Raw genomic sequence first — 13,999 nt, 5'->3', positions numbered from 1 at the left:
TGCAGCTCGCCGCCGCGGTCGCCGCGCTCCAGGACGGCGGCAACGGCATCAACCCAATCAACGCGGTGCGCCGCGCCGCCGGGCTCGACCGCCTGCGCATCCTCCCCGCCGATCCGCAGACCGGGCAGGGCACCTCGATCGCCGCGGGCAAGTACGTGACGCGCCGCGTCTACGCCGAGATCATCACCGACGGTCAGGGCTATTCCGCGACCCGCCTCGAATTTCAGGTCACGCGCTGGCTCTCGCTCCTGTCCTCGATCTCGACGCTAGGGCGGCAGAGCGTCAACGTCCGCGTCTCGAAGGATTATTGAGGCGCGGGGGAGGAGGGAGCGCCTGCTTTCCTCCTTCCGTCACCCCGGACCTGATCCGGGGTCCCGCTTCTGGACGCCGGACCAGCCAGCCGTGCTGGTGATGCCGCAACGAACCCTGCCAGCCGCTGTCCTACAAACCACGTATTGGCTAAGCGCCTCGACCGGCCACCCGCCGCGCTCTTTTACATCGTCACCGCTCGAACATGCCGCGACCCTTATCTGGCTGATTTGGGTGCGCTACCCGGCCGACTCGACGGACATCATCACGTCACTCCGGACTTGATCCGAAGTCCCGCTTCTCCGAACGGGGTGAGAGAAGGCAGCGGGATCCCGGAGCAAGTCCGGGATGACGTCTGCGGAGGGCCACTATGCAAACCCACGCGTTGGTGGGACCTTTGCGTGACCTTTCGCCACGACGGTGAGGCACAAAGGCCCGAAACTGGCCCGTTGTCCCGGCCTCAAGCCGGGATCCCGCTGCTTTTAGCCGCCCGCTCAATCCGAAACGAACACCGACGTTGGCCTCACCTTAGCCTCACCTTCCGCCCCGCTCACAGCCCGTCGATCATCTCCGACACGACCTCCAGACACGACACGCCCAGCCGCTTCGAGCGTTCCGGGCTCCAGCCGAACTCGGCGTCGGGGTTCGGGTCGTGATCCTTGAACGGCATCTCCAGCGTCACCGACACCGCGCCGAACCGCTCGGCGAGCTGGTTGGTCGACATCGACAGGTTCGCCTTGCCCGCGGCCGACTTCTCGTAGCCGAGCTCGGTCTGGAAATCGGGCGTGTGCGCCGCCAGCCGACGGCCGAAGTCGTAGAACTTCTCGCCGTGCGCGTCGGTCCACGACGGAATGCCCTCGAATCCGGCGATGAAATTGGCCGCGATCGCCTCGTCGCCGTGGACGTCCATCGCGAAGGTGACGCCGGTGCGGTCCATCTCGGCCAGCACGCACAGCACCTCCGGGCTGCGCTCCGCACTCGGCGCGTGCCATTCGCGGTTGAGGTTCACCCCCGCCGCATTGGTGCGCAGATGCCCGCGGCGCGTGCCGTCCGGGTTCATGTTGGGCACGACGTGAACCGTCGCCTTCTCCAGCAGCGCGCGCGCGGCGTCGCTCGTCAGCCAGTCGAGCGCGCCCTCCATCCACCACTCGGTCATCGATTCGCCCGGGTGCTGGCGACCGTAGAGCCACACCTGCTTCTCGCCCGACCCGACCCGCAGATAGTCGATCGCCTGCCCGTCGAGCGTTTGCCCCAGCTCGCGGTGCGTAACGCCCGGCTGCACCGCAATCCGCGCGATCAGGTGCGCGTGCTGCTCCATCGTATAGGGCGCGAAATAGGCGAACCAGGCCAGATCGGACTCGCCGCTCCAGTCGAACTCCAGCACACCGTCGGCGTAGCGCGTGTCGATCATCTGCCAGTGGATCAGGTCGCTCGAGGCACGCGTCTTGTACCCCGGCCAGCCGAACGGATAGGCCGACTGCCCGGCGTTCAGGATGCGGAACCTCGTCGCGCGACCCTTCAGCCCGGCCGCGCGAAAATAGAACCATTGAAAGAAATCGGACTGGTGATCGCGCACGATCTCCAGGTCGACGTGGGTGTCGTGCACGGCGACGACGCGGATGTTGCCGCCATCGAAGGCGGCGTTGATCGATAGGGTCATGCGACCCGATCTAATTACTTCACCTCGATCGTGCGACCCGATTCGCCGGGAAAGCCGGTGAACAGCGCGGACGCGAGGCGCTGCGCGATTGACGCGGTGTCGGCGCTCGGCGCGCTGGTGTCGGTCAGCGATTGCGCCTGTCCCTCCCAGATCGCGTCCGGGCCCTTGCGGATGCGCACCGACAATTCGGTCACCACGCCCTCGCCGCCGCCACCACCGCCCAGCGGGAAGCCGACGCCCGCGCCGACCCCGCCGCCGCTGCGATAACCGCCACCGCCAACGCCCCCGCCCAGCCCGATCGAGATCGGCGAGCGACGCTGCGGCAGCGATTGTGGCGCGCGCGTGAAGCCGACCGTCGCGATATATTCCGCGCGTGCGCCCGGCGCGGGATTGGTGAAGCCCTGCCGCAGCAGCTCGCCCTGCACCGCGGCGGCGTAAGTTTTGTACTCCAGGCTTGGCGTCGTCGGCCCGGCTAGCGGCTCGACCGACACCGTGCCGCGCGCGGTCACCGGATCGTAGTGGAACCGCGTGGCGGACACCGGAAAGCTGCGCGGCCCGGTGGCGCAGGCCGAAACCAGCAGCGAGGTCGCGAGGGCGGCGAGGGGTAGGGCGGCGCGCATGAGGCCTTCTCTCCTGAATGGATCGTTTCGATGCAGTAACGCCGCAATCGCGCGCAAGCTCCCGGGCGACGCGTGGCAATCGTGCGACGACGGGCGGGCCGCGCGCGGTTGACTTGGAGGCACGCTTTCATTAGGCGGCGCGCTTTCCGGTTTCCACACGAACAAATACCCCAAAGGCGCACCATGAAGATCCGCAACAGCTTGAAGTCGCTCAAGGACCGCCACCGCGACAACCGCGTGATCCGTCGCCGCGGCCGTACCTACGTCATCAACAAGACCAACCGCCGCTTCAAGGCGCGCCAGGGCTGATCCGCTCCTAGCGTTCGATTGCAAGGGCATGCCCGTCACGTCGGTGATCTTCGATGTCGGGCACGTCCTCTACGACTGGGACCCGCGCGTCCTGTACGAGCGCCTGTTCGATGACGAACAGGCGCTCGACGCTTTCCTGCGCGATGTCGCCACGCGCGAGTGGCATTTCCAGCACGACGCGGGCCGCCCTTTCGCCGAAACCTCGGCCGAACTGATCGCGCTCCACCCGCACCACGCGGAGATGATTCAGGCGTGGGGCCCGCGCTTCTCCGAGCAGATACCGGGACCGATCGCGGACATGCCCACGATCGTTGAGGAGCTCGACGCGAACGGCGTGCCCTTGTTCGCGATCACCAACTTCTCGGGCGAGTTCTTCGCACCGTTCCGCGCGCGCGAGGCGGCGTTGTTCGATCGTTTCCGCGACATCGTCGTCTCGGGCGACGAGAAAGTGGTCAAGCCCGACGCGGCCATCTACCACCTCGCGCTGCGCCGCTTCGGCGTGGCGGCGGACGAGACGATCTTCGTCGACGACAACGAGGCGAATATCGCCGGCGCTCGCGCGGTCGGCATCCGCGCGCATCATTTCCGCGACGCCGCCACTCTGCGCGCCGAGCTGACCGAATTGGGGTTGCTGCGCTGAGCCAGCCCGCGGTGATGGCGGGGGCTGGCCCGGGCGCGGGACACGTGCCGCTGCGCCACCTGCTGCTCGGCCTCGCCGTCGTGATCGTCTGGGGCACCAACTTCGTCGTGATCCGCGTCGCGCTGGAGCAGCTGCCGCCGCTCGCCTTCGCCGCGCTGCGCTTCACGCTCGCCTTCCTGCCCGCCGCCTTGTTCATCCGCCGCCCGCGCGTGCGCTGGCGCGACCTCGCCGGCTACGGCGTGCTGATCGGCGCGGGGCAGTTCGGGCTGCTGTTCATCGCGATGGACGGGCTGATCTCGCCCGGCCTCGCCAGCCTGGTGGTGCAGAGCCAGGTATTCTTCACCATCGGGCTGGCGATGGCGTTTCGCGGCGAGCGGGTGAAGCCGGTGCAGCTGGTCGCGCTCGTCATGGCGACGGCGGGGATCGGCGTCATCGTCGCGCACGGCGGCGGCGCGGCGACGCCGCTCGGGCTCGCGCTCGTGGTCGCCGCGGCGCTCAGCTGGGCGGGCGGCAACCACGTCGCCAAGGCGAGCGGGGTGACCGACATGCTCGCCTTCGTCGTCTGGTCGAGCATGTTCGCGGTGCCGCCGCTGGTGCTCGCCGCGGTCCTGCTGGAGGGGTGGCAGCCGATCGCGACAGCAGTCGCGCAGGCGACACCCGCGACCTGGGCCGCGGTGGTGTGGCAGTCGGTCGGCAACTCGCTGTTCGGCTACGCCGCCTGGGGCTGGCTTCTCGCACGGCACCCAGCAGCGACGATCACGCCGCTGGCGATGCTCGTTCCGGTGTTCGGCATGGGTGCGAGCGCCTTGCTGCTGGGCGAGGCACTGCCGGGCTGGAAGCTGGACGCGGGCGCGCTGGTACTCGGTGGACTGGCGCTCAACATCCTGTGGCCGCTCGCCGGGCGCATCCCGTGGCGGCGCGGGGCAGGGGCGTGACGAGCTTTACTCGACCGCTAGGATTTCGATCGAGTCCTCGCGTCCGTTGAACGCGACCCGTTCGCCCGCTTCCGCGCCCATCAGCGCGCGGGCGAGTGGCGCGGAGAAGGCGATCGTGCCGGTGGCCGGATCGGCCTCGTCGTCGCCGACCAGCGTCACGCAGCGCCGCTTGCCCGCGAGCTGAAAGGTGACACGGCTGCCGAAGCCGACCGCGCCATCGTCGCGCGGCGCGGTCTCGATCGCGGTCGCGCGGCGGGTCAGCCAGTAACGCAAGCTCCGCCGCAGTTTCTTGACGACTTCATCCTCGTGCGTTGCGGCGATCTCGGCTTCGAGCGCGGCGACCCGCTCCTCGATCAGCGCGCGCCCGCGCGGCGTGACGAGATTGGGGCCGGGCGGCAGCGGCAACTCGAACGTCGGTTCGAGATGCTCGTCGTCGCTCTCGCGGCGAAAGGCGACACTCATCCGAGCTTGCCGAACTGCGCCTCGTAGCCCGCGCGGTCCCCCTGCGCGAGGAAGCGCGCCTGCTCGCGCCAGCGGTCGCGCTCCATCCGGCCCTGGAATGCGCCGAGCTGCGCGTCCAGGTCGGCGGCCTCCTGATCGTCGAGCCAGGCGAGCTGATCGACCTGGGTGATGCCGAGCTCGCCCAGCCGCGCCGCGATCTTCGGGCCGAGCCCCTTCAATTGCGTGATCGAACCGCCCGAGGTCGCGTGCGCCGGGGCAGGCTCCGGCGAGCCGGGCGTATCCGCCGCCGCGCTCGCGGGTGAGGCGTCGAGCGGTGCCGCCGCCGCGATCGGCTCGTCGGCGGTCAGCGGCTCGCTTGGCTGCTCGTCAGTAGCCGGTTGGGCCACAGGCGTTGCTGCGGCAGGGCGGTGATCGCCGTCGCCCGCGCGCTGACCTTCGGGCGCGAGCGTCGACGCTCGGCTTGGCTGGGGCGCGTCGTCGAAGACCTCGCCGGCATCATCGACGTCGCGCTGCTCGACACCGTCCTCGCGCAGCGCGTCGATGCGCGCCTGCTCCTCCTTCTCGGCCGCGCGGCGCGCACCCTTCAGCCGCTGACCCTTGATCATCCCCAGGATCGTCAGCAGCGCGAGCAGCGCCACCAGTCCGAGCGCGACCAGCACCAGCAGGTTATCCTGCGAGAACGGTATCATCGAGTAATTTCCCATGGGCGCTGAACGTAGCGGGCGGAGCTAGGGTCCTCAAGCGAGCGGAGAGCCGCTTTCTTCGCGCGCGATCTCGCGCCAGCCGATGTCGCGGCGACAGAAACCCGTCGGGAAATCGATACGGTCGACCGCCGCGTAGGCCGCAGCCTGCGCCGCGCGCACGCTGTCGCCCGTCGCGGTGACCGCGAGTACGCGCCCACCGCTCGCCACGAGGCGTCCATCACGCATCCGCGTACCGGCCTGGAACACGCGCGCGTTGTCCGCCTCGGCATCGTCGATCCCCGCGATCACGCCGCCGGTCTCGGGCGTGCCGGGATAGCCGCGCGCCGCCATCACGACGGTCAGTGCCACGTCGTCGCGGAAGCGCGGGGCGGGCAGGTCGGCCAGGCGACCCTCCGCGACCGCCAGCAGCACCTCGACGAGATCGCCGTCGAAGCGCGCCATCAGTACCTGGCACTCGGGGTCGCCGAAACGAACGTTGTACTCGATCAGCTTTGGGCCGTCCGCGGTCAGCATCAGCCCGGCGTAGAGCACGCCCACGTACGGGCTGCCCGCCGCGGCGAGCGCGTCGATGGTCGGGCGCACGATCTCGCCCAGCGCGCGTTCCTCGTCCGCGGACGACAGGCACGCGGCGGGGGAATAGGCGCCCATGCCGCCGGTGTTCGCTCCCGTGTCGCCGTCGCCGACGCGCTTGTGATCCTGCGCCGAGCCGAACGACGCGCTGCTGGTGCCGTCGCTCAGTACGAACAGGCTGGCCTCTTCCCCCTCCAGGAACTCCTCGATTACCGCCTCGGCGGGACCGCTTGCGAACAGGTCGTGGACCGCGGCCTCCGCTTCCTCGCGCGACATCGCCACGGTCACGCCCTTGCCCGCGGCGAGCCCATCGGCCTTGATGACGCAGCGGCATCGTCCGTCCGCCTCGAAATCGGCGAGGCAGGCGAGCGCGCCGTCGCGCGAGGTGACGCGGAAATAGCGCGCGGTCGGGATGCCGATGCGCGCGCACAGGTCCTTGGTGAACCCCTTCGATCCCTCCAGCTTCGCCGACTCGCGACCGGGGCCGAACACCGGCACGCCGATCGCGCGGACGTTGTCGGCCAGCCCCTCGACCAGCGGCGCCTCCGGTCCGACGACGACCAGTCCGATCTGCTGCCGGCGGACGAAGTCGATCACCGCGCGGTGGTCCGCCGGGTCGAGCTCGGCGATCGTCGCGTGGCTAGCGATCCCGGGGTTGCCCGGCGCGGCGAAGAGCGTATCGAGGCGGGGCGACTGCGCCAGCCGCCACGCCAGCGCGTGTTCGCGGCCGCCCGACCCGATCAACAGGATATTCATGGCCGATCCCCTTTTCGATACTCCGGCGGCGCGGCTGGTAGCCGAGGCGGTGCCGGGCGACAATGCGATGGCGCTGTCGGTCGGCGAACTGTCGGGCCGGCTGAAGCGGATGGTCGAGGGCGAGTTCGGCCACGTTCGGCTTCGCGGCGAGATCTCGGGCTACAAGCGCGTCGCCTCCGGCCACTCCTATCTCGCGCTGAAGGACGACAGCGCGGTGATCGACGGTGTGATGTGGAAGGGCAACAGTGCGTCGCTCGCCTTCCGTCCCGAGGACGGCGTCGAGGTGATCGCGACCGGGCGACTGACGACCTACCCGGGTCGTTCCAAGTATCAGATCATCATCGAACGGATGGAACTCGCCGGCGCGGGTGCGCTGATGGCGCTGCTCGAGCGCAACAAGGCGCGTTTCGATGCCGAGGGGCTGTTCGCCAAGTCGCGCGCGCGGGCACCGCTGCCGTTCATGCCACGCGTGATCGGGGTCGTGACCTCCGGTACCGGCGCGGTGATCCGCGACATTCTCCACCGGCTGGAGGATCGCTGCCCGACGCACGTCGTCGTCTGGCCGGTCAAGGTACAGGGGCAGGGCGCGGCGGAGGAGATCGCCGCGGCGATCCGCGGGTTCGATGCGTTGCCGGCGAGCGATGCCGCAGGTGCGAACGCTGTCCCCCGGCCGGATCTGGTCATCGTCGCGCGCGGCGGCGGCTCGATCGAGGATCTATGGGCGTTCAACGAGGAACCAGTCGTCCGCGCGGTCGCCGGCTGCGCGATCCCGATCATCTCCGCGGTCGGGCACGAGACCGACACGACCTTGTGCGACCACGCCGCCGACCTGCGCGCGCCGACCCCGACCGCGGCGGCCGAGATCGCGGTGCCGGTGCTCGCCGACCTGCGCTACACGCTCGACGCGATGAGCGCGCGCACCGCGCGCTGCGCCAATCGCCACGTCGAGCGCGGGCGCGAGCGGTTGACCGCGCTGGCGCGGCTGCTCCCCTCGCGCGACCGGTTGCTGGGACCGCAGCGGCAGCGGATGGACGAGGCGGCGACCCGCGCCGACCGCGCGCTTGAACGCCGCGTGGCGGGCGCACGCGGCGCGCTCGACCGCGTCGCGGGCGCGATCCGGCCCGCCACGCTCGACCGCCGGCTGGAGGCGGCGCGCCGCAGCCTCGCCGATGTCGGTCGGCTGGTGGAGAGTCTCAATCCCGACCGCATCCTGGAGCGCGGCTACGCCCGCGTGACGACGCGCGACGGCGGGACGGTCACCTCCGCCACGGCCGCGCGCGATGCCGGCGCACTGACGCTCCACTTCCGCCATCAAGAGCTGGTCGACGTGAGCGTCGCCGGCACGGTTGAGGAAGCCGCACCGCGCCCCCACGTTCGGCGCAAGCAGAAACCCGACCAGCCGACGCTGCTCTAACGGAACATCAAGCGATGCTCATGTCGAACACCAACCGCCCCGCCAAGCTCCACTACATGGCCAACGGCTTTCGCGTGCTGAGCACCGGCGACCACGTCGTCTGCGCGGCCTCAGGCGCCGCGATCCCGCTGGATGACCTGCGCTACTGGGACGTGACCGAACAACGCCCCTTCGCGACCGCGCAACTCGCCAGCGAGGCGATGCGGCCGCGGTAGGGCGACCACGTGCGCAAAAGTTTATTGAACACGCTCGACGCGTACCGGATAATTGCCGTTGAACGATGCCCGAAAGCTTCCCATCGCCGCGCGCTTGATCTTGACCTTGTCACCGATGCGTGGCGGTATCTTGAATGGCTCGGTAGTGCGCCACACCGAGTTATCGGCGAACTGAACGACGAAGCGGTCGCGTCCCGTCGGCTGCATCTTGGTCAGCGTGGTATCGATCTCGCTGATTTCCGTGCGTTGTTCCTCATCCTTGCCGCCGCCGAACAAATTGATGTCGGGGAGCTTGAGTCCGAACAGCGAACGCTTCTTTTCCTTCACCTCGGCGCGGTCGAGCACGACCAATCCATCTGTTCGTTTGGCTTCGTCCAGCGCGGCTGCGGCGCGATCGAAACATTGCAGCCGCGCCGCTGTCTCTGCAATCGACCGGCATGCGGTGATCGCATCCAGGCTCGCGCTCGCTCGGTTCTGTGCGCTGATCGGTGCCGCCGCAGTGATCGAGATCGCGGCGGCCAACAGCGCGCGCATTTGGGTAATCGTCATAGGAATGGCCTAGCGCGTCACAGCCTGTCGCAAAAGTGTGACCGTTTTGTCACGATCTTTCGCAAAGCTCATCGCGGCGGCAATCTCCATTGCTCCAACAGGACCCTGCTTGATAGGTACAAGCATCGCTCAAGATAGAATTGTCGGGCGGAGAACGTCGGATGACCATTAGGTCAGCTTGGCTGCTATAAAGGGGACGGTACACAATGATGACCAATCGTTCGCGTTTGCTCGCGAGCACGTTGTTGGTGGGCGCGATGACCGCAACTGCACCGGCATTGGCACAGGTCGGTACGCCGACCAATCAGATCGATACGAGCGCCAACGGAGAGGTTGTGCCGGCTGGTAGCGACATCGTCGTCACGGGTTCGCGCATCAAGCGCCGTGACCTCGAAACCGCCGCTCCGATCACCGTCGTCAGCCAGGAAGAGTTCCGCCTTCAGGGCTCGGTGAACGTCGAGACGGTGCTCAACCAGCTGCCGCAGGTGATTCCGGGCGCGACCGCGTTCTCGAACAACCCCGGCGGCGGCGTCGCAACGCTGGACCTGCGCGGCCTCGGGCCGACGCGCACGCTCGTCCTCGTCAACAACCGTCGCTACATGTTCTACGATGCGAGCCAGCTCGTCGATCTGAACACCATTCCGACCTTCCTGATCGAGGGCGTTGACACGGTAACCGGCGGTGCGTCGGCCGTGTACGGTTCGGACGCGGTCTCGGGCGTCGTCAACTTCCGTCTGCGTACCGACCTGAGCGGCGTGATCGCGGGTGCGCAATACGGCATCACCGAGCGCGGCGATGGTCGTCGCTACAACGCGTACGTCGCAATCGGCACCGAACTGGGCGGCGACAATCGCGGTCACGCGACCGTGTACGGTGAATATTATCGCCGTTCGTCGATCTTCCAGGGCGCGCGCGACTTCTCGGCGGTTGATCTCTCCGAAACCCGCGACGCGGCCGGCAACGTGACAGGCGTTGCGGTCGGTGGCTCCTCGACCACGCCGAACGGCCGTTTCACGTCGAATCTCTCGGCTGCGGCTTGCCCGGCGGGTAACGTGTTCTGCAGCCCGGGCGCTTATTATTCCACGGCTGGTGCTTCGCGTCGTCGCACTGCTGCCGACGTGTACAATTTTGCACCCGACAACTACCTGATGGTGCCGCAGGAGCGTTACCTGCTCGGTGGCTTCGCTGACTATGAGATCACGAAGGGCGTCACCGCCTATACGGAGGTGACCTTTGTCAACAACCGCGTGGCGACGCAGCTGGCTCCGACGCCGGTCACCGGCACGTTCAACGTCAACATCAACTCCGTCACGCCGTTCATCTCGGCCGCCGACGTGGCAGCGCTTCGTCAAATTGACGCGATTGCGGGCGGCGGCAACACCGTCGGCGACGGCATCGTGCCGTTGTCGGTTCAGCGTCGTGCCAACGAGACCGGCGGTCGCAACTCGCTCGACGAGCGTAACGCCTTCCGGTTCCTCTTCGGCGTTCGCGGAGACCTGACCGAGAAGTTTAACTACGACCTGTACTACAGCTACGCGCGGACGCGGAATGCCAATATCCAGGACGGCAACATCTCTCGGGCGGCGTTCCAGGCGGGGCTGAACGGCGTTGCCAATCCGATCAACATTTTCGGGCCGAATACGCTGACCCCGGACATGGTGAACCAAATCTCGATCCGCGCGCAGAACGGCGACATCTCGGTGTTGCAGGTGGCGAACGGCTCGATCTCCGGTGAGTTGTTCAACCTGGGCCTAGGCGCTGAGCCTGTCGGCCTGTCGTTCGGTGGTGAGTATCGCAAGCTCGCGTCGCGCTTCATTCCGGACACGGCGCTGGCGTCGGGTGACGTGATCGGCTTCAACGCCGGCCTGCCCACGCAGGGCGATTACAACGTGAAGGAAGCGTTCGCTGAACTTCGCGTGCCGATCATCGCCGATCGCCCGTTCTTCCACAATCTCGAGGTCTCCGGCGCCGTCCGCTATTCGGACTATTCGCTCGGCGCGGTGGGTGGCGTTTGGACCTACGCGGGTTCGGGGCAGTGGTCGCCGGTTCGTGACATCATGTTCCGCGGTCAATATCAGCGCGCTGTTCGCGCGCCGAACGTTGGCGAGTTGTTCGGCGGTCGCGCCACCAACTTCCCGACGCTGCAGGACCCCTGCGCTCTGCCGACGGCTGCAACGAACGCGACGCTGCGCAACCTCTGCATCGCGACCGGTGTTCCGGCTGCTGCGGTCGGTCAGACCAGCACGCAGCTGAATACGCAGATCTCGGTTCAGCAGGGCGGTAACCCTGACCTGCAGGAAGAAACGTCGGACAGCTACACCGGTGGCGTGGTGCTGCGTCCCAGCTTCATCCCGGGTCTCTCGATCACCGCCGACTATTACAACATCAAGATCAAGAACTCGATCTCGCTGTTGGGTGGCGGTGCCGGTAACGCTCTGTCGCTGTGCTACAACGTCATTCAGGACATCAACAGCGTGTACTGTCAGGCGTTCGCGGGCAACCGCAACGCGCTTGGTCAGTTCGACACCGACAACCAGCCGCAGATCCTGAACGCCAACGTCGGTACGTTGCGCACCAACGGCATCGACGTCGCGGTCGATTACTCGCACCGCCTCGGTTTCTCGGTGTTCGGTCGTGACGAATCGCGTCTGGCGTTCAACTTCAACGGCACCTGGGTGAACGACTTCACGATCACTCCGGTCGCGGCGCTGCCGGACATCACCAACGAGTGCTCGGGCCGGTTCGGCACGCTCGCGTGCGGCAATCCGTATCCGTCGTTCAAGTGGGTCTCGCGCCTGTCGTACATCGACGGTCCCGGCACGATCAGCTTCGCGTGGCGTCATATCGGTGCGGTGCGTGACGACGATCCCGACACGAACTACAACGTCGAGCGCATCCCGGCGTACAACGTCTTCAACCTGGCGGCGTCGTTCGACATCACCGAGCAGTTCAACTTCTCGGTCGGCGTCAACAACCTGTTCGACAAGCAGCCGACGCTGCTCGCCGGCAACAAGGAGCAGTCGGGCACCTATCCGAGCACGTACGACGTGTTGGGCCGCGACTTCTTCGCGTCGGTGCGGTTCAACTTCTAATAACTGAGGTCGTGCAGTGGAAAGGGGCGGAGAAATCCGCCCCTTTTTTTGTTCGGTCGCTGAGTTAAGATCAGCCCTAACTCGGCCAGCTTTCGATTGCGAAAGCTGGCATGTAGCTGAAGTTCTGTGATTGCTGCACGAGTAATGGATCGAGCGCAGCGAACCTCGACTTACAGCAGGTCACGACCATCTTCGACCTGAACGGCATAGATGGTGATGCGGCCGAGCAAGCCGTAAGGACTCCGGAAGCGCGTCACGCCGCATACTTCTATGCGGCGCTGCGTTGTGCAGAGCGATCAAGGGCAGGCTTCGACGCGTAGCCCTGTTCCGGTTACTCGGCGCTCAGTACCAACCGCCCATCACCCTCGTCGACGTGGACGGTCGCGCCGTCCTTCACCTCGCCGCGCAGGATCAGGTCGGCGAGCGGGTCCTGCAGATAGCGCTGCACCGCGCGCTTCAGCGGTCGCGCACCGTAGACCGGGTCGTAGCCGACGCGGCCGAGCCACGCGCGCGCGGCGTCGGTCAGGTCGAGCGTGACCTTGCGGTCGGCGAGCAGACGACCGACGCGCGACACCTGGATGTCGACGATCGGGCCCATGTGCGCCTGACCCAGCCGGTGGAACAAGATGATCTCGTCCAGTCGGTTGAGGAACTCGGGCCGGAAGTGCGCACGCACCACGTCCATCACCTGCGGCTCGACCGCCTCCACGCCCGCGTCCTCGGGCATGTTGGCGAGGAACTGCGATCCCAGGTTCGAGGTCAGGATGATCAGCGTGTTGCTGAAATCCACCGTGCGCCCCTGACCGTCGGTCAGGCGACCGTCGTCGAGCACTTGCAAGAGCACGTTGAACACGTCGCCGTGCGCCTTCTCCACCTCGTCGAACAGCACGACCTGATAGGGTCGCCGCCGGACCGCCTCGGTCAGCACGCCGCCTTCCTCGTAGCCGACGTAGCCCGGCGGCGCACCGATCAGCCGCGAGACGGCGTGCTTCTCCATGAACTCGCTCATGTCGATCCGCACCATCGCGTTCGGGTCGTCGAACAGGAATTCGGCGAGGCTCTTGGTCAGCTCAGTCTTGCCGACGCCCGTCGGCCCCAGGAACAGAAAAGACCCGAGCGGACGATTCGGGTCCTGCAATCCGGCACGCGCGCGGCGCACCGCGGTGGAGACGGCGCGCACGGCGTCAGCCTGCCCGATCACGCGTTTGCCCAGCACCTCCTCCATCCGCAGCAGCTTCTCGCGCTCGCCCGCCAGCATCCGCTCGACCGGCACGCCGGTCCAGCGGCTGACGACACCGGCGATGTCGTCGGCGGTGACTTCCTCGCGCAGCATCGCGCCCTGAGTCGTCGCCTGCGCCTCCGCCAACTGACGCTCTAGTGCAGGGATGCGGCCGTAGGACAGCTCGCCCGCCTTCGCCAGATCACCCTGGCGCTGCGCCTGTTCGAGTTCCAGCCGCGCGGCGTCGAGCTGTTCCTTCAGCTTCGCCTCGCCCGCGATCTTGTCCTTCTCCGCCTGCCAGCGCGTCGTCAGCTCGGCCGATTGCTGTTCGAGGTTGGCGAGCTCCTCCTCCAGATTGGCGAAGCGGTCGCGCGACGCCTCGTCCGACTCGCGGCGCAGCCCCTCGCGCTCGATCTTGAGGCGCAGGATGCGGCGGTCGAGCGTCTCGATCTCCTCGGGCTTCGACTCCACCTCCATGCGGATGCGGCTGGCGGCCTCGTCCATCAGGTCGATCGCCTTGTCGGGCAGGAAGCGGTCGGTGATGT

General features: G+C 67.4%; 14 protein-coding genes. 7 read left to right on the top strand and 7 right to left on the bottom strand.

All coding sequences use genetic code 11. From position 1 onward, the window contains the following. A partial coding sequence (locus ACFDS6_RS15330; protein ID WP_375272978.1) for a translocation/assembly module TamB domain-containing protein occupies positions 1–311 on the top strand: 311 nt, incomplete at its 5' end. A 548-nt stretch (positions 312–859) separates the two neighbouring features. Here the strand turns inward: ACFDS6_RS15330 and ACFDS6_RS15325 are convergent. Next, complete coding sequence (locus ACFDS6_RS15325; RefSeq protein ID WP_375272977.1) at positions 860–1,969, bottom strand: M14-type cytosolic carboxypeptidase; 1,110 nt, start codon at positions 1,967–1,969, stop codon at positions 860–862. 14 nt (positions 1,970–1,983) lie between these two features. Next, complete coding sequence (locus ACFDS6_RS15320; RefSeq protein ID WP_375272976.1) at positions 1,984–2,589, bottom strand: hypothetical protein; 606 nt, start codon at positions 2,587–2,589, stop codon at positions 1,984–1,986. 183 nt (positions 2,590–2,772) lie between these two features. On the opposite strand from ACFDS6_RS15320, the gene ykgO reads away from it, so the two are divergent. Genes ykgO through ACFDS6_RS15305 form a run of 3 tightly spaced genes read left to right on the top strand, consistent with a single transcriptional unit; the run spans position 2,773 to position 4,473 of the window. Beyond that, positions 2,773–2,898 (top strand): type B 50S ribosomal protein L36, encoded by a 126-nt coding sequence (ykgO, locus tag ACFDS6_RS15315; RefSeq protein ID WP_003046794.1) that lies wholly within the window; start codon positions 2,773–2,775, stop codon positions 2,896–2,898. A gap of 28 nt (positions 2,899–2,926) precedes the next feature. After that, positions 2,927–3,538, top strand: a complete 612-nt coding sequence (locus tag ACFDS6_RS15310; RefSeq protein ID WP_375272975.1) for an HAD family hydrolase — start codon at positions 2,927–2,929, stop codon at positions 3,536–3,538. A 14-nt stretch (positions 3,539–3,552) separates the two neighbouring features. Continuing rightward, entirely contained in the window at positions 3,553–4,473 is a 921-nt protein-coding gene (locus ACFDS6_RS15305) for an EamA family transporter (protein ID WP_375272974.1), read from the top strand. A gap of 6 nt (positions 4,474–4,479) precedes the next feature. Here ACFDS6_RS15305 and ACFDS6_RS15300 read toward each other — a convergent pair whose 3' ends face one another. From ACFDS6_RS15300 to purD, 3 genes are read right to left on the bottom strand one after another with little or no spacing between them, the layout of a single operon-like run. Further along, positions 4,480–4,935 carry a GreA/GreB family elongation factor gene (locus ACFDS6_RS15300; protein ID WP_375272973.1) on the bottom strand — a complete coding sequence of 152 codons (456 nt, stop codon included), beginning with the start codon at positions 4,933–4,935 and terminating at the stop codon, positions 4,480–4,482. Continuing rightward, the gene (locus ACFDS6_RS15295) at positions 4,932–5,624 is read right to left on the bottom strand and encodes a hypothetical protein (RefSeq protein ID WP_375272972.1); all 693 of its coding nucleotides are present in this window, start codon (positions 5,622–5,624) and stop codon (positions 4,932–4,934) included. Before ACFDS6_RS15295 ends, ACFDS6_RS15300 begins: the two co-directional genes overlap by 4 nt. A 48-nt stretch (positions 5,625–5,672) precedes the next feature. Further along, entirely contained in the window at positions 5,673–6,965 is a 1,293-nt protein-coding gene (gene purD, locus ACFDS6_RS15290; protein WP_375272971.1) for a phosphoribosylamine--glycine ligase, read from the bottom strand. Here purD and xseA point away from each other — a divergent pair. Together xseA and ACFDS6_RS15280 are read left to right on the top strand one after the other, a co-directional pair. Next, a complete protein-coding gene (xseA, locus tag ACFDS6_RS15285) occupies positions 6,964–8,379 on the top strand; it encodes an exodeoxyribonuclease VII large subunit (RefSeq protein ID WP_375272969.1) in 1,416 nt (471 codons plus the stop codon). The genes purD and xseA overlap by 2 nt on opposite strands. A 14-nt stretch (positions 8,380–8,393) precedes the next feature. Beyond that, complete coding sequence (locus ACFDS6_RS15280; RefSeq protein ID WP_375272968.1) at positions 8,394–8,594, top strand: DUF2093 domain-containing protein; 201 nt, start codon at positions 8,394–8,396, stop codon at positions 8,592–8,594. Between the two features lie 21 nt (positions 8,595–8,615). Here ACFDS6_RS15280 and ACFDS6_RS15275 read toward each other — a convergent pair whose 3' ends face one another. Continuing rightward, entirely contained in the window at positions 8,616–9,128 is a 513-nt protein-coding gene (locus ACFDS6_RS15275) for a hypothetical protein (RefSeq protein ID WP_375272967.1), read from the bottom strand. A 272-nt stretch (positions 9,129–9,400) separates the two neighbouring features. Here ACFDS6_RS15275 and ACFDS6_RS15270 point away from each other — a divergent pair, with 272 nt between their 5' ends. Next, positions 9,401–12,235, top strand: coding sequence for a TonB-dependent receptor domain-containing protein (locus ACFDS6_RS15270; RefSeq protein ID WP_375272966.1), 2,835 nt, complete (start codon positions 9,401–9,403; stop codon positions 12,233–12,235). A gap of 331 nt (positions 12,236–12,566) precedes the next feature. Here the strand turns inward: ACFDS6_RS15270 and ACFDS6_RS15265 are convergent. Next, a partial coding sequence (locus ACFDS6_RS15265; RefSeq protein WP_375272965.1) for an AAA family ATPase occupies positions 12,567–13,999 on the bottom strand: 1,433 nt, incomplete at its 5' end.

It is taken from the genome of Sphingomonas sp., assembly GCF_042095875.1.
Lineage (GTDB): Bacteria > Pseudomonadota > Alphaproteobacteria > Sphingomonadales > Sphingomonadaceae > Sphingomonas.
Note: the sequence above shows the minus strand (reverse complement) of the source record. Positions and strands in the feature narration are given on the sequence as shown.